The following is an 18553-nucleotide window of genomic DNA, read 5'->3' on the forward strand; positions in this document are numbered from 1 at the left end:
GAGCATGCGCCCAGGAGGGCCTGGCGCGGCGCCAGACGTGACACGCAACGGAGCACACAATGAAAGTTTCCGCAGACGTTCGCGCAATGATCGAACGCCGCAAGAAGAATTACACGCTGGAAGCGCCGTTCTATACGAGCGAAGACATCTTCGCGCTCGACATGGACGCAATTTTCCGGCAGCACTGGATCCAGGTCGCGGTCGAGCCGGACGTGCCCGAACCGGGCGATTACATCACGGTCGAGCTCGGTCAGGATTCCATTCTGATTGTCCGCGACGACGACATGCAGGTGAGGGCGTTCCACAACGTGTGCCGTCACCGCGGCGCGCGCCTGTGCAATACCGACAAGGGCTCGCTTGGCAACATCGTGTGTCCGTACCACAGCTGGACGTATAGCCTGACCGGCGACCTGATGTTCGCGGAGCATATGGGCGATCAGTTCGACCGCTGCAAGCACAGTTTGAAGAAAGTGCACGTGGAGAACCTTGCGGGTCTCATCTTCATCTGTCTCGCGGACAACCCGCCTGCGGACTTCTCCGTGATGCGCGCTGCGATGGAGCCGTACCTGCTGCCTCACGATCTGGCCGGCTGCAAGATCGCGGCTTCGATCGACATTATCGAAGAAGGCAACTGGAAGCTCACGATGGAGAACAATCGCGAGTGCTATCACTGCGTCGCGAACCATCCCGAGTTGACCATTTCGCTTTACGAATACGGCTTTGGTTATCAACGCACGCCGGCCAATGAAGAGGGTATGGCGGCTTTTGAAGAGACGGTTGCGCGGCGCACCGCGCAATGGGAAGCGATGAAGCTGCCGTCGGCGGAAATCGAACGGCTCGCAGATCTCGTCACCGGTTTTCGCACGCAACGTCTGCCGCTCGATCGCGACGGGGAATCGCAGACGATGGACGCCAAAGTCGCGTCGAAGAAACTGCTCGGCGGCTTCGAGCAGGCCGATCTCGGCGGACTGTCTTTCTGGACGCAGCCGAATTCGTGGCATCACTTCATGAGCGATCACATCGTGAGCTTCTCGGTGATTCCGCTCTCGGCCGGCAAGACACTCGTGCGCACGAAGTGGCTCGTTCACAAGGACGCACGCGAAGGCATCGACTACGACGTGAACAATCTCACGGCGGTATGGCGTGCGACCAACGATCAGGACCGCGCGCTCGTCGAATACTCGCAACGCGGCGCATCGAGCAGCGCCTATGAACCGGGTCCGTATTCGCCGTTCACGGAAGGTCTCGTGGAGAAGTTCTGCGAATGGTATATCGGCCGCATCGCGGATTACAGCAATGCACCGCAAACGCATGATGCCACGCCGGCCAATCGCGGCGAGAACGTCGTGTCCTTCGTGCGCTGAGCACACGAGCGCAACCAGGAGCGGGAGAAAACAATGATGCGCGATCAGGCGACGTTCCAGCCAGGCGCCAAGCCGGGTTCGAGCCCTGCAACAAGCCGTGTTACGCAGCCGCGCTTCTGGGACGCGCTGCCTGCGCGGTGGAACAGCGATCTCGACGACACGCTGGTGTGCTGTCACGTCCGGCAGGAAACGCATGACGTGAAGAGCTTTTTCTTTCGTGCGCCCACTGAACGGGCGTTCGTGTTCGAGCCGGGGCAGTTCATCACGCTCGAGCTCGACATAGACGGCGAGACGATCAACCGCTGCTATACCATCTCGTCACCGCCCACGCGACCGCACACCATTTCGATTACGGTGAAGCGCGTGCCGGGCGGCAAGGTGTCGAACTGGCTACACGACAATCTGCAGGTGGGCGGCCAGGTTCGCGTACTTGGACCGGCTGGGGAATTCACCTGTGCCCGCCACCCGGCGCGCAAGTTTCTGTTTCTGTCGGCGGGTTCGGGCATCACGCCCTTGATGTCGATGAGCCGCGCGCATCATGAGCTCGGTCAGGACAGCGACATCGTTTTCGTACACAGCGCCCGCACTCCTGACGACATCATCTTCGCACGCGAGCTCGATCTGATTGCGTCGAATCACGCGCATTTCCGCACGGCGTTTGTGTGCGAACGTGTCGGTGCGCGCACGAATTGGCCTGGCGTCACAGGCTTTCTCACGTTGCCGCTGCTCAAGCTGATCGCGCCGGACTTTCTCGAGCGCGAGATCTTTACCTGCGGTCCCGCGCCTTATATGCAGGCGGTGCGTAATCTTCTCGCCGAGGGCGGGTTCGACCGCAGCCATTATCACGAGGAAAGCTTTTCGTTCGAGACGGTCAGCGAAGTCGCCGCGCAGTTGACGACCGCTCACGTCGGCGACGTACTGCAAGCCGTGCCGGAACCCGTCGCTGCGGATAGCTTCGTGGAGGCGCGAGAACGGGCGCCGGCTTTCGAGCCCGCTCCCGCCGCGCCCGAAACTGAAACGCGCTACAAGGTGAGCTTCACGAAAAGCAATCGCGAGATCGAATGCGGCAGCGGCCAGCACGTATTGGACGCGGCGAAAAAAGCGGGCGTGCGTCTGCCGGCATCGTGCACGCAGGGTATGTGTGGCACCTGCAAAGTCAAACTGGTGTCCGGCGAAGTGGCGATGAAACACGCGGGCGGCATTCGTCAGCGGGAAATCGACCAGGGCATGGTGCTGCTGTGCTGCAGTAAGCCGCTCAGCGATCTCGTGGTGGAGAAATAACCGGCGCGAGCGCCAGAAAAAGGCTTGCTGCAAGGCGTGCAGGAAGACCACGAGCCAGGTCGCGTGCGGACAACTGCATGTCGCAAAACAACGTTACCTGGCAATTCTGGCTGGCGATTCTAAATGCTCATTGGGTTGTTTGTGGAAGTGAACGGGAGAATGGCGATGAGACTGATCAGAAAGATATTGGTGTTGAGCACCCTGAGCGCGGCGCTCGCCGCAAGCAGCGTGAGCGTTTCGGCGGACACGAAGCCGACCATCAAGATCGGCTACGTGGAGGGCTGGGATGACAGCGTCGCGACGTCGAACGTGGCCGCGCGCGTGATCGAAAAGCGTCTTGGCTATCAGGTGCAACTCGTGCCGGTCGCGGCCGGCGTGATGTGGCAGGGCGTGGCGCGCGGCGACCTGGACGCAACCTTGTCCGCCTGGCTGCCGGTCACGCATGGCGCGTACTGGAACAATTTCAAGGACAAGGTGGTCGACCTCGGCGCAAACTTCAATGACGCGAAAATCGGACTGATCGTGCCAGAAAATCTGGACGTGAAGACGGTGGGCGATCTGGAAGCGAAGAAGGCCGAATTCGGCTCGCGCATTGTCGGCATCGACGCAGGTGCCGGCGTGATGCAGAAGACCAGCGAAGCAATCAAGGCCTACGGCCTCGACTACAAGCTCATGCCGAGCTCCGGTAGTGCGATGACTGCGGAACTCGCGCGTTCTGAAGCGGCCAGCAAGCCCATTATCGTGACTGGCTGGAAGCCGCACTGGATGTTTGCGAAATACAAGCTGAAATTCCTCGACGATCCGAAGAAGGTGTTCGGCGAAGCGGAGCACGTCGACACCGTTGTCAATCCGGAGCTGGAGAAAAAGGCGCCTCAGGTCGTGTCGTTCCTGAAGAAATTCCAGTGGAAGCCGGGCGAGATCGACAGCGTGATGCTCGCCACGCAAAACGGCGAAAAGCCGACCGCCGCCGCGGATGCGTGGATCGGTGCGCATGGCGACCGGGTAGATAGCTGGGTGAAATAATTCAGCCTGTTTCGCCGCAGCATGTGATACAGAAACACGCCGCTTATCAAAAGCGGCGTGTTTTTTTGTGCTTTGAAATTCGTGGGCTTACGGCAACAACTATCGCAACACTATTGCAGCACGACAGTCCTGTCGCCGTTGATAAACACGCGCCGCTCGATAAATGCCTTCACCGCGCGTGCAAGCGTGATGCATTCAACGTCGCGCCCGGTAGCAAGCAGCCGCTCAGGGCTGTACGAATGATCGACACGCTCGACCTCCTGCTCGATGATCGGACCTTCGTCGAGATCGTCCGTCACAAAGTGTGCGGTTGCGCCGATCAGTTTGACCCCGCGCGTATGAGCCTGGTGATACGGCTTCGCCCCCTTGAAGCCAGGCAGAAACGAATGATGAATGTTGATTGCGCGCCCGGCGAGGGCACGGCTCGTCTCGCCGGAAAGAATCTGCATGTAGCGCGCGAGAATCATCAGTTCGGCACCGGAAGTCTCGAACAGATCTAGCAGACGCGCTTCCTGCTGCGGCTTCGTTTCGGCCGAGACCGGCAGATGATGAAACGGCAAGCCATGCTGCGCGGCCATTGGTTCCAGGTCGCGATGATTCGAGCCTATGCCGACAATGTCCATTTTCAGCTCGCCCATTCGCCACCGGAACAGAAGGTCCGCGAGACAGTGCTCGAGCTTCGAGACCATGATCAGAACTTTGGGTCGCGTGCCGACGTCATGCATTGCCCACGTCATATGAAAGCGCTCGGCAATGGGTCTGAACTCGTGTTTGAGCGCTGCACTATTCAGCGTCTCCTTGCTGTCTACACCGTGAAAAACGCAGCGTACGAAAAAGCGTTCGCTGAGTTCGTCGTCGAAAACGGTGAGTTCGTCGATATAGCAATGATGCCGGTCGAGAAAGCCGACAACGGCGGCAACCTGGCCCGCGGCGCTCGGGCACGCAACGGTGAGAACCAGTTGGTCAGGACGGGAATCGGCGGACATGCGCTCTCCACAGAGACAATAGATTCATGCCACAAAGCGCGGCATGTATCGTCGCAGTAGACCAAATCGGCACTGGGCGCGGATAGAAGCGAATCGCCGCAGCAATGGAACGGGAGCGTCAGACTGTCACTCGGCGTCGAGCCCGCATTCTCCCAGCAGCCATTGGCGGAAAGCGTCCACTGCCGGCGTGGCCGCGCGTTGTGTGACCAGCATGTAGCCGCGCTCGGTGACTACCGGCGCATCGAACAGTTCGACCAGTTGCCCTGTGGCGAGCAGTTCGTCGACGAGCGGCGCCCAGCCGAGCGCAACGCCTTGACCCATGATGGCCGCATGCGCGACCAGTGTGAAGCTGTTGAACGTGATGCCCCGATGTGCAGCGGGCGCGGTGAGGTCATGCGCCGCGAACCAGTCGGCCCACGACAGCCAGCGCGCCGGTTGCGTGGGCTCGAGATGAAGTAGCGGCAGCACGAGCAGTTCGGACGGCGATGCGAGAGGGGGATGCGCGGCAAAAAACGCGGGACTGCACACCGGCGTCACGCGCTCCGGAAACAGCTTGATGACGCTGCGGGCGTTCCAGTCCGCATGTTCGTCGCCGAATGCAATCGCCACGTCGGCCTGTTCGTGCGATGGCTCGAATACGCTTTGCGACGTGATGATCTTGACGTCGACATCAGGCATGAGCGCCTTGAATTGCGAAAGCCGAGGCATCAGCCAATAGGTGGCGAAGCCGAAGTCTGTGGAGAGTGTGAGTGTTTGCGGTGTGCGGCGCGCGCGAATTTCGGCGGTGGCGCCGCGGATCGTATCAAGCGCATGACGTACCGCCTCGAAAAGCCGCTCGCCGTCGTGCGTCAGGCGCACGCCACGATGACCTCGCTCGAAAAGCGGCGCGCCGAGGGTTTCTTCCAGTTGCACGATGCGCTGGCTCACGGCCGGCTGCGTGGAGCCGAGTTCGCGCGCAGCCGCGGTGAAGCTCGCAAGACGCGCGGCGGATTCGAACATCGTCAATGCCTGCATTGGCGGCAAGCGGTCCAGCCTCGACATAACGCCCCCTTATAGCCACATAACGAATTGCCGTCTTCACAGCGCAGAATTGACCGGCAATAGTGTGTTCATACCGTGCACGAGCCGCAGGCCCCGTTTGGACAACATGAGCGGTTGCTGTTGCGCTTGCAGCCGCGCCGGCACGAGTACTTGCACTGACATTCATGATTTTATTCGAGGCACGCTCCAATGCTTGACAGCAAAAAGAATATTCTCATTCTTATGGCCGACCAGATGACCCCGTTCGCGCTCGCCGCTTACGGACACCCGTTGACCAGAACGCCGAACCTGGACCGCCTGGCGAGGCAGGGCGTGGTTTTCGATTCCGCGTACTGCGCGAGCCCTCTATGCGCGCCGTCGCGCTTTTCGTTTCTTTCCGGCAAGCTGCCGTCTGCAATCGGCGCTTATGACAACGCAGCGGAATTTCCGTCGCAAACGCTGACGTTCGCCCATTACCTGCGTGCCGAAGGGTACCGCACGATTCTCTCGGGCAAGATGCATTTCTGCGGTGCCGATCAATTGCATGGTTTCGAAGAGCGCCTCACTACCGACATTTATCCCGCCGACTTCGGCTGGACGCCCAACTGGGAAGACTTCGAAACACGGCCCACGTGGTATCACAACATGAGCTCCGTGATTGACGCGGGCCCCTGCGTGCGCACGAACCAGCTCGATTTCGACGATGAAGTGACGTTCACGGCGCGCCAGAAGCTGTTCGACATCGCGCGCGAACGTCATGCCGGCAAGGACGCGCGGCCCTTCTGCATGGTCGCCTCGTTGACGCATCCGCACGACCCGTACGCCATTCCGCAAAAGTACTGGGACATGTACCAGGACGAAGATATCGACATGCCCCGGCATTACGATTCATTCGACAAGGCCGATCCGCATTCGCAGCGCTTGCGCCACGTTTGCGAAACCGATCGCACGCCTCCCACCGCCCAGCAGGTCCGTAACGCACGGCGCGCGTATTACGGTGCGATCTCCTATGTGGACGACCAGTTCGGCGCGATTCTCGAAGCGCTGGAGCAGGCGGGGCTTGCCAAAGATACGATTATCGTCGTCACTTCCGATCATGGCGAAATGCTCGGCGAACGAGGACTCTGGTACAAGATGACGTTCTTCGAAGGCGGTTGCCGCGTACCGCTGATCGTGCATGCACCGCAGCAATTCGACGCGCATCGGGTGCAGGCTTCTGTCTCGCATCTTGACCTGCTGCCTACGCTCGTCGAACTGGCGCGCGGCGAAGCGCCTTCGGTATGGCCCGATTCGCTCGACGGACATAGCCTCGTGCCGCATCTCCAAAGCACTCAGGGTGGTCATGACGAGGCTGTTGGCGAATACCTTGCCGAAGGTGCGATTGCACCGATCGTGATGCTACGGCGTGGGCGCTTGAAGTTGATTCATACGCCCGCTGATCCAGACCAGCTCTACGACGTGCAGGCCGATCCGCTGGAACGCGTGAATCTCGCGTCCAACGCGGAGTATGCCGCCGAGGTGGAGGCGCTGCGCAAGGAAATTGCCGCTCGCTGGGACCTCGCCGCACTGCACAAACAGGTGCTCGAAAGCCAGCGCCGCCGGCGCTTTCATTTCGCTGCGACCACGCAAGGGGCAGTTGCATCGTGGGACTGGCAGCCATTGGTCGATGCCAGTCAGCGTTACATGCGCAATCACATCGACCTCGATACGCTCGAAGCCATGGCGCGCTTTCCCGCTGTCACGCACTGATCGATAACGCAAGGCAACTGCGTCCCTGCACGCTCATGATTCACTCACCACAGGAAGCCGCGATGATGAAAAAGCTATTCAAACAGGCCATATCCGGCGTTGCGCTGCTATGCGCGGCGGCGAGTTTTGCATCGGCCGCCGAGCCGCAATCGTGCATGCAGGTCAATATGGCGGGGCCGGGATGGACCGATATAGATGCAACGAATGCAATGACGGGCGTCGTGCTGAAGGCACTCGGCTACAAGCAGAAGGTGGCGAACCTGTCGGTGCCCATCACCTATCAGGGCCTGAAAAAAGGCCAAATCGACGTGTTTCTTGGTAACTGGATGCCCGCACAGGCGCCGGTCGTCAAACCGTTCGAGGAGGAAAAGTCGATTGTGGTCGTGCATCCGAACCTGAGCAACGCCAAGTTCACGCTGGCGGTTCCCGACTACGTGGCGGCCGCGGGCGTGCACTCGTTCGCCGATCTCGCGAAGAACGCCGACAAGTTCGACAGCAAGATCTACGGCATCGAACCGGGCGCGCCGGCAAATCAGAACATCAAGAAGGTGGTGGACGACAAGGCGTTCGGGCTCGACAACTGGAAGGTGGTGGAATCGAGCGAGACCGGCATGCTCACCCAGGTGGAGCGCGCGGTTCGGGAGAAAAAGTGGATCGTGTTTCTCGCGTGGGAACCGCATGTAATGAACACGAAATTCAAACTGACGTATCTGGACGGAGGCGAGAAGTACTTCGGACCGAACTACGGCGGCGCCACCGTGAATACCGTGGCGCGCGCCGGCTATGCGGAGCAGTGCCCGAACATGGGACGTCTTTTCAGGCAGCTTACGTTTAACGTCGACCTTGAAAATGGTGTGATTACCGAAGTACTCGAAAAGAAGACGAGTGTCGACGTTGCCGCGACCGAAGCACTCAAGCGTCATCCCGATCTCCTCAAATCGTGGCTTGACGGCGTGAACACCGCGAGCGGCGGCAATGGCTTGCAAGCTGTTCAGACGGCGCTTGGCGTCAAATAACAGGTTTCGTTGCAATCGCAAAGGTCGCGACGCGACAGATTCATGTCGCATCCGATCGATTCGCTATAAATCTGGACCCGTATTCTTGACCCGTCGATGCCAGGCCTCGCGGAAATTAATGCGCAACAAATAGTAGCCAGGCCTCATTGACCGGTCCCAACCGGTTTCGAACTGCCCGTCACGCGAGAAGTGCCGCGCGCGTCACGAAAGCGCGGCAGGGATCGCTTCATCCAACGAATTGCGCAGTCATAGAGCAGGGGAGAATCAGATGAAGAAGAGAAATGCTGTCGGTCTTTCGGGACTCGCCATTGCGGCAAGCGCCGCATTTGCCCCCACGGCTGTCCACGCACAAAGCAGCGTCACGCTGTACGGCATTGTGGATGCCGGCATTACCTACGTGAATAATGCCGGTGGCTCGCACCAGGTCAAGTTCGACGACGGCATTTCGTACGGCAACCGTATCGGTTTCAAGGGCACCGAGGATCTGGGCGGCGGCTTGCAGGCGGTGTTCGTGCTGGAGTCGGGTTTCCACCTGGGCAACGGGCAATTGGGATTCGGTGGTGCCGAGTTTGGCCGCCAGGCGTATGTCGGACTGAAGAACAGCTGGGGCACTTTGTCGTTTGGTAATCAGCTCGACATGACCGAAGAATTTGCCTACCTGTACAACATATCTGCGTGGGCGAGCGGTTATGCGATTCACCAGGGCGACTTCGACCGGATGAACGGTGACCGGCTGCCTAATTCCATCAAGTTCCTCTCCAACGATATATCGGGCTTTTCTTTCGGGGGCATGTACTCGTTCGGCAACACGGCGGGCGACTTCCACCAGAAGAGCGCATGGAGCGTGGGGGCGCGCTACGAGCACGGTCCCTTCAACATGGGCGCCGCTTATACGCAGCTGAACAACCCCTTTGGCATTTACGCGTTCGATCCATACGCGATGATCGGCACGCGTACCTTCCTTGGCAGGCCTACCGTTTCGGTCGATCCTGCAACCGGGGCGGTCACAGATCTATACAGCTCGACTTCGTTTCCGGTCGACAAGCAAGGTGCGTTTGCAGTGGGCGCTGCCTACACGATCGGCAATGTGATGCTGAGCGGCAACTTCACTTATACGACCATCAAGGGGCTTGGCCAAACGTCGCATATGCAGGTGTACGAAGGCGGCGCTTCGTACACGTTCACGCCCGCGTTGATGCTCTACGGCGGTTATCAACACACGCGGTTTGAAGGAAACCACTGGAACCAGGGATCGCTCGGGCTGCACTACCTGCTGTCCAAGCGCACGGACGTGTACATCTCCGGCGATTACCTGCGTGCATCGGACGGCGTGAATGCGGTCATTGGCTACAGCTTCACTCCATCGTCCACCAGCACGCAGGCCGACGTGCGTATCGGCATGCGTCATTCGTTCTAAGCGTTCACGCGGATTCTGCACGTCGGAATCCGTCTGCGTTGCTTGTGCGCGCGGCTCGTCCGCGCTATTTGTATTTGTCGCTTCTTTACGTCCGCTTTACAATCCCCTTCCACGCATGAGTTGCGCCAGCTTGCGCTGTAGATGCGCTGCAGCTTCGCGTGTCGCACTCCATGTCTTCGCAATGTGCGATGCGACCGCACGCGGCGCGTCGTTCCGGCGCACAGTTTCAATATCATGGCAGGACCGGGGACGCCGAATGGCGATAAAGCTTTCTCTTGAAGCACTAGAAGTACTGGATGCAATCGACAGAACAGGCACGTTCGCCGAAGCGGCGGATTTGCTGCACAAAGTACCGTCCACGCTGACTTACCTCGTGCAGAAGATAGAAAGCGATCTGAGAGTCGAGCTCTTTGATCGCAGTGGAAGACGCGCGAAACTCACGCCCGCTGGCCGTGTCGTCGTTGAGGAGGGGCGTCAGTTGCTGAAAGCGGCGCGGCAACTGGAGGAGAAAGCGCAGGGCATTCACCAGGGCTGGGAGTCCGAACTGCGTATTTGCCTCGACGAAATATTGCCGTTCGGTTCGTTATGGCCTTTTGTTCGAAAGTTCTATGAGCTGGAGACTATCACGCGGCTGCGCTTCTCGACCGAGGTGCTTGGTGGCGTATGGGACGCACTGATCACGCGGCGCGCCGATCTGGCCGTGGGCGCAGTCGGCGAGCCGCCGCACGCGGCGAATATCGCGGTACAGCCTATCGGAACCATGAGGCATGTCTTCGTGGTGGCAGCCGGTCATCCGCTCGCGGCAATGCCCGAGCCGTTGGATAGCGCCACGATTGCCCGATATCGCGGCGTCGTGATCAGCGATACATCGCGCGAATTGCGGCCTCAATCGGTGGCCACGCACGACGGACAGCCGGTGATCGTCGTGCCCACGCTGGCCGCCAAGCTGGGTGCGTTGTGCGAGGGGATAGCGGTGGGCATGCTGCCTGAGCGCGTGGCCGAACGAGCCATAGGCGAAGGCAGGCTCGTCGCGAAACGCGTCACCGGGGTGCGTGAGCATACGCAGTGCTATCTCGCGTGGCGCGAAGATAAATGCGGGCACGCGCTGGATTGGTGGGTCGAGCAACTGGATAAAGGCGACCTGATCAAGCGGTTGTTCGATTGCGCGGACCGCGGACGGGGCGTCGTCGGCAGCCAGTAAGCAAGCGGCGCGGCAAAGCGCCGGTTCGTCGCTCAGTGAGCCGGCTTTGGGCTCCTACGTGGGCGACACCTGCGCTGACACGACATAGCTACTCCGCTGCTTGTCGTCGCTTCCCTTATAATCCGGCATGACTCCATTCGTTGCCTTCGCAAGACCACTCGCCGCGCCACCGGGCGCTTTTATCATCGGTTCGTCGTTCGCCCCTGTGTCAGCGGGCCATGCGCTGTCCACACACGTGGAATCTACGCGCCACGAGCCGCATCTGGCGGTTGCATGAAAATACCCAAACGGCTCGCGCCGCTGCTCGAAGAGGGCCTCATCGACGAAGTTATCGGTCAGTTGATGAGCGGCAAGGAAGCCACGGTCTACGTCGTGCGCAGCGGCGATTCCACGCGTTGCGCAAAGGTCTATAAGGACGCTAAGCAGCGCAGCTTTCGCCAGGCTGCGTCGTATCGCGACGGTCGCAAGGTCAAGAACAGCCGGCAGGCGCGTGCGATGGAAAAGGGCACGCGCTACGGCCGTCAGATGCAGGAAGCGTCATGGCAGAACGCCGAAGTGGACGCGCTGTTCCGGCTGGCCAATGCAGGCGTGCGCGTGCCGCAGCCCTATATCTGTACCGACGGCGTGTTGCTGATGGAACTCGTCGTCGATGCAATGGGCGATGTCGCGCCGCGCCTGAACGACGTCGATCTGACTGAAGAACGCGCGCTGGATCTGCACGCGCTGCTGCTCAACCAGGTGGTCCGGATGCTCTGCGCCGGAGTGATTCACGGCGACCTGTCGGAATACAACATCCTGCTGGCAGCCGACGGGCCGGTGATTATCGACTTGCCACAGGCCGTCGACGCAGCCGGCAACAACGAGGCGGCCGCCATGCTTAAACGTGACGTCGAGAACCTCGCCGCATACTTCGGACGGTTCGCGCCGCAACTGCTCAGCGCGAGTTATGGCGCCGAAATCTGGACGCTGTTCGAAGCAGGGCGGCTACATGTCGATGTCGAATTGACAGGCCACATAGAGGCCGACACGCGGCCCGTCGATCTGGATGGTGTGCTGCAGGAGATCGAAGCGACACGCCTTGAAGAGAACGAGCGATTGCGGCGGCAGCAGGAACTGAGTCCGGACTAGAAGCCGTGTTCAGTGTCGCAGGACATGGTACTGAAGCGGAGAACTTCGTCGCAGTTCACCCCGCTTCAGTGCCAACGCTTGAGCAGGCACTCGTGCGTTCGCCTCACCAGCCATAAAAGCGCGGCCAGGTTTCCACACTGCCGTCAGCACGCACGGCCTGATAGTCGGGATGCTGTGCGCCTGTGGCGCACGCATGGTTGGGCAGGATGCGCAGACGCGTCCCGATCGGCAAGCGCTTCTCGATCTCGTGGTCCGGAGTGCCGGCGCGGGAAATAATGCCGTGCTCCTGGTTCGCGGCGCTCATCACATATTCGCGCAGCACCTCGCCGCTTTCCAGGCAAACCAATCCATAACCAAAGTCGTGTTTCTGCCGCTGAGTCCCGCGGTCGCGGCTCATGGCCATCCAGCCCGCATCCACGATGGCCCAGCCTTTTTCGTTTTGATGACCGATCACGGTCGTCAATACGCTTAATGCAATGTCGGAGAGTTCGTTGACGCCAACGTTATGCATGACGAGATCGAACATGACGTACACGCCCGCACGAACTTCCGTTACACCCTGCAGATACCCGGCAGCGAGCGCTGTCGGCGTCGATCCGATGCTGACGACGTCGCACTGCAGGCCCGCAGCCCGGATGCGCCCGGCCGCGCGCACGCAGCCCGAGCGCTCCTGTTCGGCGATGCGGGCCAGGTCCTCATGCGTGTCGTAGTCGTAGCTGGAGCCGGCGTGGGCGAGTACCCCGCCGAGCTGCATGCCGCCGTTCGATAGCGTGGAGGCGACAGTAATGAGCAGGTCGTCGTCCGGCGCGATGCCCGAACGGTGACCGTCCACGTCGATCTCGATCCACACTTCGAAGGCTTCCCCGTGTTGCCTGCCAAAGGCGACGATGGCCTCGGCGCACGCAACGCTATCGGCGACGATTTTCAGATCGCAACCTCGTCGCCGCAATGCGAGCGCCTGCGGGAGTTTCGTCGGTGCCATGCCCACAGCGTAGACAATGTCACGAATGCCACTGGCAAAGAACTGCTCGGCTTCCTTCAGCGTGGACACAGTGATGCCGCGTGCGCCGGCGGCAAGTTGCGCTCCGACCACCTGCTCGCATTTCGTCGTTTTTACGTGCGGGCGAAAGCTCACGCCGAGCGTGTTCATGCGTTGCTGCATTCGCTGGATGTTGCGGTTCATGCGCGCCACATCGATCAATGCTGCCGGGGTGTTCAACGACTGCAGATTCATGGCTGCCTCCTGCCTGTGTTTCGCGCAAACCGGCGTACGGTTCCACCTCGGACATTGCGCGGGAAGCAGCCACTATAGGCGCTGGCGACGGGGTTGTGCTTAACGGCCGGCAAACACAGCATTAAGCAGCGCTTAACGGCCCGGTTACATGCGCCAGGGCACTGGATCAAACGCTTGCTTCGCGGCTTCCAGAAACACGCGTTGACGGATAGTGAGATTTTGACGCGTGGGCGTGAGAGCCATGATGGGTGCCGGTTCGAGACGCCATGCAGGCAACACGCGGCGCAGTTTTCCCTCGGCGATGAGCCGTGCGCAATCCCATTCGGAGCGCGCCACGATTCCGAGTCCGTCGACCGCCCAGTCCCTCGCCACGGTCCCGTCGTTCGAAGATAGTGTGCTATTCAGGCGCATGGTGACTGCTCTGGTTGCTCGCTTACCGGCGATGTCGCGCTGGGTGAAGCGCAGGCGCGTCACGTCTTCGTCGTTCTCGCGCAATGCCAGGTACTCGTACCGGCTGAGTTCAGAGGGGTGCTTAAGTCTGGACATGCTACGCGCGAGGGCGGGGCTGGCGCAAAGAAAGCGCTCGTTGGGCGCGAGAAAATGGCCGACCCACGAGGAGCCTTTGACCCGGCCGATAGAAATAACCGCGTCGCCGCCTGAGGCCGCAGCCAGCGGGCTCTCGACCAGCACGAGAGAAATCGCGAGATTGGGATGTGAACGACGCAGGTCGCGAACAAGCGGCGCGACATACTCGCGCCCGAAGCCGAACGGTGCCACGACGCGCAAATGACCACTGACACCGCTCGACTCGCCCGAGACGCGGGACGCAATGGACTCGATCCGCTCGAGTATTTCGATTGCTTCCTGAACGATGCGATGACCTTCGTCGGTGAGAGAGATGCCTCTCGCTGCGCGCGTGGCGAGCTGCATTCCCATGCGTTGTTCTATGCGCTGAAGCCGTACTGTGACAGCTGGCGGCGTCAAATCCAGTAGTCTTGCAGTGGCTGCAAGCGAGCGCGATCCTCCGAGCGCACGAAGCAGTTGCATGTCTTCGAGTTGCAGCATTAAGGGCTCTTTAATGGCGGTGGATGATCACTTGAAGTAGCTGTGCACGACCTGGATGAGCTGCTCCGTTGCGCTTGCTTCGTCACGGGTACGCACATTGTCGGCGTCGACGAGATGGGTGCGGATGTGATCTTCCAGTACCACGGCCAGCAGACCGTTCATCGCTCCGCGGCAGCTCGTGATCAACTGCAGCACGTCGTTGCAGCCGTTTTCCTCTTCGAGCGCGCGCTCGATCGCTTCCACCTGGCCCTTGATGCGCCGCACACGATTGAGCAGCTTCTGCTTTTCGCGGATGGTATGGCTCACGCATGTCTCCGGCAATATAGGGTAGGGGGGTATGCTAACATAAAAGTGCAGCCGGTTTTTCGGGTGTCGCCTATTGTTGAAGTTGAGCCGTTTCTTGCCGGAATTCCTCATGACCGCTCGTTTGAATGCAGCTTTTACCGCGCTCGCTGCCGCCGCTCTGTTCGGCGCCACCACGCCACTTGCCAAGGTTCTTCTGGGAACGCTGCCGCCTTTCACGGTGGCGGGGCTGTTCTATCTGGGCAGTGGGATCGGGCTCGCGCTGACCCTGCTGGTGCAGCGCGTTCGCCGCAGCGCACAGGCGCGCAAAGACCAGACCCGCATTCAGATGGCGGAAGTGCCGTGGCTGGCCGGCGCGATCGTCGCGGGTGGCGTGGCGGGCCCCGCTTTGCTCATGTTGGGTCTGGCGAGTACGCCCGCGGCAACGAGTTCGCTGTTGCTGAACCTGGAGGGCGTGTTCACCGCGGTCATTGCGTGGGTGGTTTTCCGCGAAAACGTCGACTACCAGGTGTTCCTGGGCATGGTCGCGATCGTGGCAGGTGCCGTGCTGCTTTCCTGGCACCCGGGTGCGGCCGGTATTCCCGCTGGCGCCATGCTGGTTGCCGGCGCCTGCCTGTGCTGGGCGATCGACAACAACCTCACGCGCAAGGTCTCGGCCAACGATGCGACTGTCATTGCATGTCTGAAAGGGCTGGTAGCAGGCGTCGTCAATCTGACTATCGCTTACCTCATGGGCGACCGGTTTCCGGACGCGTTGCGCACGATGTCCGCAATGGTCACGGGATTTGCCGGGTACGGCGTCAGCCTGGTGCTTTTCGTAATCGCGCTGCGCAATCTGGGCACCGCACGAACCGGCGCGTATTTTTCCGTCGCGCCGCTTTTTGGGGTCGCGCTGTCGCTAGCCTTGTGGCCGCAAATGCCCTCCGTGCTGTTCTGGTGTGCCGCTTTCCTCATGGGCATTGGCGTCTGGCTGCATTTGCGCGAACGCCACGAACATCGTCATACGCATGAACGGTTGGCGCACACGCACCGGCATCGTCACGACGAGCACCATCAGCATGAGCACGATTTCGAGTGGGACGGAACGGAGCCGCACACCCATCCGCACCTTCATATGCCGATTACGCATACGCACGCACACTTTCCGGACATTCACCACCGTCATTCCCACTGATGCGTGATCCGGCGCAAGGCATCGCGGCGCGCGGCGGCGTCAGGCTGAGTTCCGTGCGAGTTGGCGGAGCGCAGCCGGCGACGCGCGCTCATGCGTTCGCAGCACACTCGTCCGCGGCTGCGGTTAAGACGACGGTTTGCTGGTAGACCGGCACTTCGCAGGGCCAGTGATACGTTTCTTCGATATGACGTCGCATTGCGTCGGCGGCAGCCGGCTCGCCGTGCGTGACAAAAGTGCGTTGCGGCGGCTTCGCTATCGAACGCAGCCACGAGAGCAGCTCGCCATAGTCTGCATGGGCCGAGAGCGACGAGAGACATACCACCGACGCCCGCACCCGCACATCCTCACCGTGGATCCTGATTTCGGGCGCACCTGAAGCGAGGGTGGCGCCGCGCGTGCCCGCAGCCTGAAAGCCGACCAGTGCAATCGTGTTGCGATGATCGGGAGCGAACGCCTTCAGATGATGCAGTACCCGCCCGCCCGTCGCCATGCCGCTACCGGCAATGATGACCATCGGGCCGCGCCGCCCGAGAATGGCCTTCGATTCATCGACGGTGCGCACCATCTGCGCGGCGTGGCTGATCGCGTTCGCCTCAGTGGAACTCACGCGATGTTCGCCGACATGGTGCCGGTAAAGCTGCGTAACGCTGGTTGCCATCGGACTGTCGAGAAACACGGGGACATTCGCCATGCGGCCAGTCGCTTTCAGTTGCGCGATGTAGTGAAGAATGGTTTGCGCCCGTCCCACCGCGAAGCATGGAATGACCACAATGCCGCCTCGCCGGAAAGTCGTCGCGAAGATTTCCGCGAGTTCGGTAGCCGGATCGGTTTTCGTGTGAAGCCGGTCTCCGTAGGTCGATTCGACAATCAGATAGTCTGCGTGCGCAAGCGGCATCGGCGGGCGCATGATGGGGTCATCGGGCCGGCCGATGTCGCCCGAAAAAGCGATCACCTTGCCTTCGACGCACAAGACGACGCTCGCTGCGCCGAGGATGTGTCCGGCGGGAAGCAGACGGAAGCATGCATGCTCGTTCAGCTGCTTCGGCACGTCGAACTCGCGTGCATCGAGTTGTTCGAGCGCTTGCTCGGCGTCTTCAATGGTGTAAAGCGGCAAGGCCGGATGATGTTTCGACAGACCATGCCGGTTAGCGTACGCCGCCTGTTCTTCCTGCAGCCGCGCGCTGTCGCGCAACATGATCTCGCACAGGTCGCGCGTGCCGCGCGTGCAGTAGACAGGTCCGCGGTAGCCCATGCGGGCGAGCACCGGCAGATAGCCGCTGTGATCCAGATGCGCGTGGGTGAGTATCACGGCGTCCAGAGTGCCGATATCCACTGGAAACGGATTCCAGTTGCGCAGGCGCAGATTTTTGGTCCCCTGGAACAGACCGCAGTCGATCAGTATTCGCAGGCCCGCGCCTTCGAGCAGGTATCTGGAACCGGTTACGGTTTCCGCCGCACCGAGAAACGTCAGTTTCATTTTTCATATCTCCCGATCGGGCGAGGGCTGCGCATGGCGACTGGTGGTTTCAGCGCGCGGCGGTTTCGCACAGCGCTTGCGCGAAACGTCGAAACGCCTGGAGCGAGCCCGCAATGCTCTGGTACTTCTCGCGGCCAATCTGGCCGTCGAGCGTGACGAGCATGCCGGCGTCACGGGCAAGCGTGAGAATCCGGCTGAAGTCGTCGCAGGTATCGGCTGCAAGCGGCAGAGGGCTGTCGGCCGGTGTCTTACCGGCATGGAACGCGGCGTTCGACATGATGGTCTCCTCATCGGAATGCTGTTCCCGGTAAGTTCAGTAAAGGCCATTGACGTGCACGGATAAAGCAGGTGCCGCTGAGCCTGTAGTCAGTGTTTCTGCGCTGGTGTCAGCGCTTCCCTACAAGTCTGCGCGCAAGGGATGTCAGGGAAAGTTCTGAGTTCTCGCGTTCGCTCTTAAGACAGTCGATGATCCAGGTCAAATCCATAGTGCCGTCCTCCTCATACTTTTGAGGGAGTGGTTTGTGCGGTGCATCGACCGCACACCGACGACGGACGGAGTGGATATGAAAAACGTGCGGATGTCAGTTTCTGGACTGTTGATCGTCTTGATGGCAGCGTGCAGTACGCAAGGGCGCAGCGCAGCATGCCAGGACACCGAAATCGCGCTCGCCAACGCGCGTGAACTGGCTCACGTGGATTGCTCGGCCGCAGCGGATTGCGAGCGTTTATGGTGCCGCACCCGCTTGTATGTGGCACAACGCTCTGCAACGCCAATCCGTCGGTCGGATGACACCGCAATCGAAACCGCGGAGCCGCACACGTTCGGTACGCTTTATGTATGGGCGACACGAACGACCGATGCCAACGGCATTTCGACCATTCAGATCAAGGGCATGTGCCGCGGGATGTATCGGGCGAACGGCACGCCGGGTTTGCTGTACCAGAGCTGTGCTGAACAGATTCGCGCGGTTGAAACGGATTTCCGGCCGTTCATGGCGGCGGCGTCGTGAACACGGCGGTATGAGAAAGAAAGATGCGCTCCGGCGCGGCTGACGTCAACGGCCGTCAACGGCCTCCAACGACCCATTTCCAGCGCAGCGACCGACCGCAATGCC

General features: G+C 60.6%; 17 protein-coding genes. 10 read left to right on the forward strand and 7 right to left on the reverse strand.

Annotated elements, in window-relative coordinates; all coding sequences use genetic code 11:
- Positions 1 to 59 precede the first annotated feature (59 nt).
- From F757_RS0104335 to F757_RS0104345, 3 genes are all read left to right on the forward strand, one after another.
- Positions 60 to 1364 carry an aromatic ring-hydroxylating oxygenase subunit alpha gene (locus tag F757_RS0104335; RefSeq protein ID WP_027210334.1) on the forward strand — a complete coding sequence of 435 codons (1305 nt, stop codon included), beginning with the start codon at positions 60 to 62 and terminating at the stop codon, positions 1362 to 1364.
- A 33-nt stretch (positions 1365 to 1397) separates the two neighbouring features.
- Positions 1398 to 2645, forward strand: a complete 1248-nt coding sequence (locus F757_RS0104340) for a hybrid-cluster NAD(P)-dependent oxidoreductase (RefSeq protein WP_027210335.1) — start codon at positions 1398 to 1400, stop codon at positions 2643 to 2645.
- A gap of 165 nt (positions 2646 to 2810) precedes the next feature.
- Entirely contained in the window at positions 2811 to 3668 is an 858-nt protein-coding gene (locus tag F757_RS0104345) for a glycine betaine ABC transporter substrate-binding protein (RefSeq protein WP_027210336.1), read from the forward strand.
- Between the two features lie 110 nt (positions 3669 to 3778).
- Here F757_RS0104345 and purU read toward each other — a convergent pair whose 3' ends face one another.
- Complete coding sequence (purU, locus tag F757_RS0104350) at positions 3779 to 4654, reverse strand: formyltetrahydrofolate deformylase (protein ID WP_027210337.1); 876 nt, start codon at positions 4652 to 4654, stop codon at positions 3779 to 3781.
- Positions 4655 to 4780: 126 nt separating this feature from the next.
- Positions 4781 to 5695, reverse strand: a complete 915-nt coding sequence (locus F757_RS0104355) for a choline sulfate utilization transcriptional regulator (RefSeq protein WP_027210338.1) — start codon at positions 5693 to 5695, stop codon at positions 4781 to 4783.
- 189 nt (positions 5696 to 5884) lie between these two features.
- Between F757_RS0104355 and betC the strand changes: the two genes are divergently transcribed.
- The 5 genes from betC (at position 5885) to F757_RS0104385 (ending at position 12185) form a co-directional block, all read left to right on the forward strand.
- Positions 5885 to 7423, forward strand: a complete 1539-nt coding sequence (gene betC, locus F757_RS0104365; protein ID WP_027210339.1) for a choline-sulfatase — start codon at positions 5885 to 5887, stop codon at positions 7421 to 7423.
- A 62-nt stretch (positions 7424 to 7485) separates the two neighbouring features.
- Positions 7486 to 8439 carry a choline ABC transporter substrate-binding protein gene (locus F757_RS0104370; protein WP_084530711.1) on the forward strand — a complete coding sequence of 318 codons (954 nt, stop codon included), beginning with the start codon at positions 7486 to 7488 and terminating at the stop codon, positions 8437 to 8439.
- A gap of 268 nt (positions 8440 to 8707) precedes the next feature.
- Positions 8708 to 9856 (forward strand): porin, encoded by a 1149-nt coding sequence (locus F757_RS0104375; RefSeq protein WP_027210341.1) that lies wholly within the window; start codon positions 8708 to 8710, stop codon positions 9854 to 9856.
- A 256-nt stretch (positions 9857 to 10112) separates the two neighbouring features.
- A complete protein-coding gene (locus tag F757_RS0104380) occupies positions 10113 to 11057 on the forward strand; it encodes a LysR family transcriptional regulator (protein WP_027210342.1) in 945 nt (314 codons plus the stop codon).
- A 273-nt stretch (positions 11058 to 11330) separates the two neighbouring features.
- The gene (locus F757_RS0104385) at positions 11331 to 12185 is read left to right on the forward strand and encodes a PA4780 family RIO1-like protein kinase (protein WP_027210343.1); all 855 of its coding nucleotides are present in this window, start codon (positions 11331 to 11333) and stop codon (positions 12183 to 12185) included.
- A 103-nt stretch (positions 12186 to 12288) separates the two neighbouring features.
- Here the strand turns inward: F757_RS0104385 and F757_RS0104390 are convergent, their stop codons facing one another.
- The 3 genes from F757_RS0104390 to F757_RS0104400 all read right to left on the reverse strand — a co-directional run bounded on the left by F757_RS0104390 (position 12289) and on the right by F757_RS0104400 (position 14790).
- The gene (locus tag F757_RS0104390) at positions 12289 to 13419 is read right to left on the reverse strand and encodes a DSD1 family PLP-dependent enzyme (RefSeq protein ID WP_027210344.1); all 1131 of its coding nucleotides are present in this window, start codon (positions 13417 to 13419) and stop codon (positions 12289 to 12291) included.
- 144 nt (positions 13420 to 13563) lie between these two features.
- Positions 13564 to 14484, reverse strand: a complete 921-nt coding sequence (locus tag F757_RS0104395) for a LysR family transcriptional regulator (RefSeq protein ID WP_027210345.1) — start codon at positions 14482 to 14484, stop codon at positions 13564 to 13566.
- Positions 14485 to 14511: 27 nt separating this feature from the next.
- Entirely contained in the window at positions 14512 to 14790 is a 279-nt protein-coding gene (locus tag F757_RS0104400; RefSeq protein ID WP_027210346.1) for a metal/formaldehyde-sensitive transcriptional repressor, read from the reverse strand.
- A 109-nt stretch (positions 14791 to 14899) separates the two neighbouring features.
- Here F757_RS0104400 and F757_RS0104405 point away from each other — a divergent pair, with 109 nt between their 5' ends.
- Complete coding sequence (locus tag F757_RS0104405; protein ID WP_027210347.1) at positions 14900 to 15961, forward strand: DMT family transporter; 1062 nt, start codon at positions 14900 to 14902, stop codon at positions 15959 to 15961.
- Between the two features lie 88 nt (positions 15962 to 16049).
- On the opposite strand, the gene F757_RS32940 is transcribed toward F757_RS0104405, so the two are convergent.
- Both F757_RS32940 and F757_RS0104415 read right to left on the reverse strand, forming a co-directional pair.
- Positions 16050 to 17438 carry an MBL fold/beta-CASP domain-containing RNA metallo-hydrolase gene (locus F757_RS32940; protein ID WP_051376664.1) on the reverse strand — a complete coding sequence of 463 codons (1389 nt, stop codon included), beginning with the start codon at positions 17436 to 17438 and terminating at the stop codon, positions 16050 to 16052.
- Between the two features lie 49 nt (positions 17439 to 17487).
- Entirely contained in the window at positions 17488 to 17715 is a 228-nt protein-coding gene (locus F757_RS0104415; RefSeq protein WP_027210348.1) for a hypothetical protein, read from the reverse strand.
- A gap of 301 nt (positions 17716 to 18016) precedes the next feature.
- Between F757_RS0104415 and F757_RS0104420 the strand changes: the two genes are divergently transcribed.
- Positions 18017 to 18448: a hypothetical protein gene (locus F757_RS0104420; RefSeq protein WP_232221348.1), complete on the forward strand. Its 432-nt coding sequence runs from the start codon at positions 18017 to 18019 to the stop codon at positions 18446 to 18448.
- The last annotated feature ends 105 nt before the right edge of the window (positions 18449 to 18553 follow it).

The organism is Burkholderia sp. WSM2232, assembly GCF_000472545.1.
Lineage (GTDB): Bacteria > Pseudomonadota > Gammaproteobacteria > Burkholderiales > Burkholderiaceae > Paraburkholderia.

Bases quoted from the DNA above. Each gene is read 5' to 3' on its own strand.
- F757_RS0104335 (WP_027210334.1), top strand. From the start codon at position 60: ATGAAAGTTTCCGCAGACGTTCGCGCAATGATCGAACGCCGCAAGAAG.
- F757_RS0104340 (WP_027210335.1), top strand. From the start codon at position 1,398: ATGATGCGCGATCAGGCGACGTTCCAGCCAGGCGCCAAGCCGGGTTCG.
- F757_RS0104345 (WP_027210336.1), top strand. From the start codon at position 2,811: ATGAGACTGATCAGAAAGATATTGGTGTTGAGCACCCTGAGCGCGGCG.
- purU (WP_027210337.1), bottom strand. From the start codon at position 4,654: ATGTCCGCCGATTCCCGTCCTGACCAACTGGTTCTCACCGTTGCGTGC.
- F757_RS0104355 (WP_027210338.1), bottom strand. From the start codon at position 5,695: ATGTCGAGGCTGGACCGCTTGCCGCCAATGCAGGCATTGACGATGTTC.
- betC (WP_027210339.1), top strand. From the start codon at position 5,885: ATGCTTGACAGCAAAAAGAATATTCTCATTCTTATGGCCGACCAGATG.
- F757_RS0104370 (WP_084530711.1), top strand. From the start codon at position 7,486: ATGATGAAAAAGCTATTCAAACAGGCCATATCCGGCGTTGCGCTGCTA.
- F757_RS0104375 (WP_027210341.1), top strand. From the start codon at position 8,708: ATGAAGAAGAGAAATGCTGTCGGTCTTTCGGGACTCGCCATTGCGGCA.
- F757_RS0104380 (WP_027210342.1), top strand. From the start codon at position 10,113: ATGGCGATAAAGCTTTCTCTTGAAGCACTAGAAGTACTGGATGCAATC.
- F757_RS0104385 (WP_027210343.1), top strand. From the start codon at position 11,331: ATGAAAATACCCAAACGGCTCGCGCCGCTGCTCGAAGAGGGCCTCATC.
- F757_RS0104390 (WP_027210344.1), bottom strand. From the start codon at position 13,419: ATGAATCTGCAGTCGTTGAACACCCCGGCAGCATTGATCGATGTGGCG.
- F757_RS0104395 (WP_027210345.1), bottom strand. From the start codon at position 14,484: ATGCTGCAACTCGAAGACATGCAACTGCTTCGTGCGCTCGGAGGATCG.
- F757_RS0104405 (WP_027210347.1), top strand. From the start codon at position 14,900: ATGACCGCTCGTTTGAATGCAGCTTTTACCGCGCTCGCTGCCGCCGCT.
- F757_RS32940 (WP_051376664.1), bottom strand. From the start codon at position 17,438: ATGAAACTGACGTTTCTCGGTGCGGCGGAAACCGTAACCGGTTCCAGA.
- F757_RS0104415 (WP_027210348.1), bottom strand. From the start codon at position 17,715: ATGTCGAACGCCGCGTTCCATGCCGGTAAGACACCGGCCGACAGCCCT.
- F757_RS0104420 (WP_232221348.1), top strand. From the start codon at position 18,017: ATGTCAGTTTCTGGACTGTTGATCGTCTTGATGGCAGCGTGCAGTACG.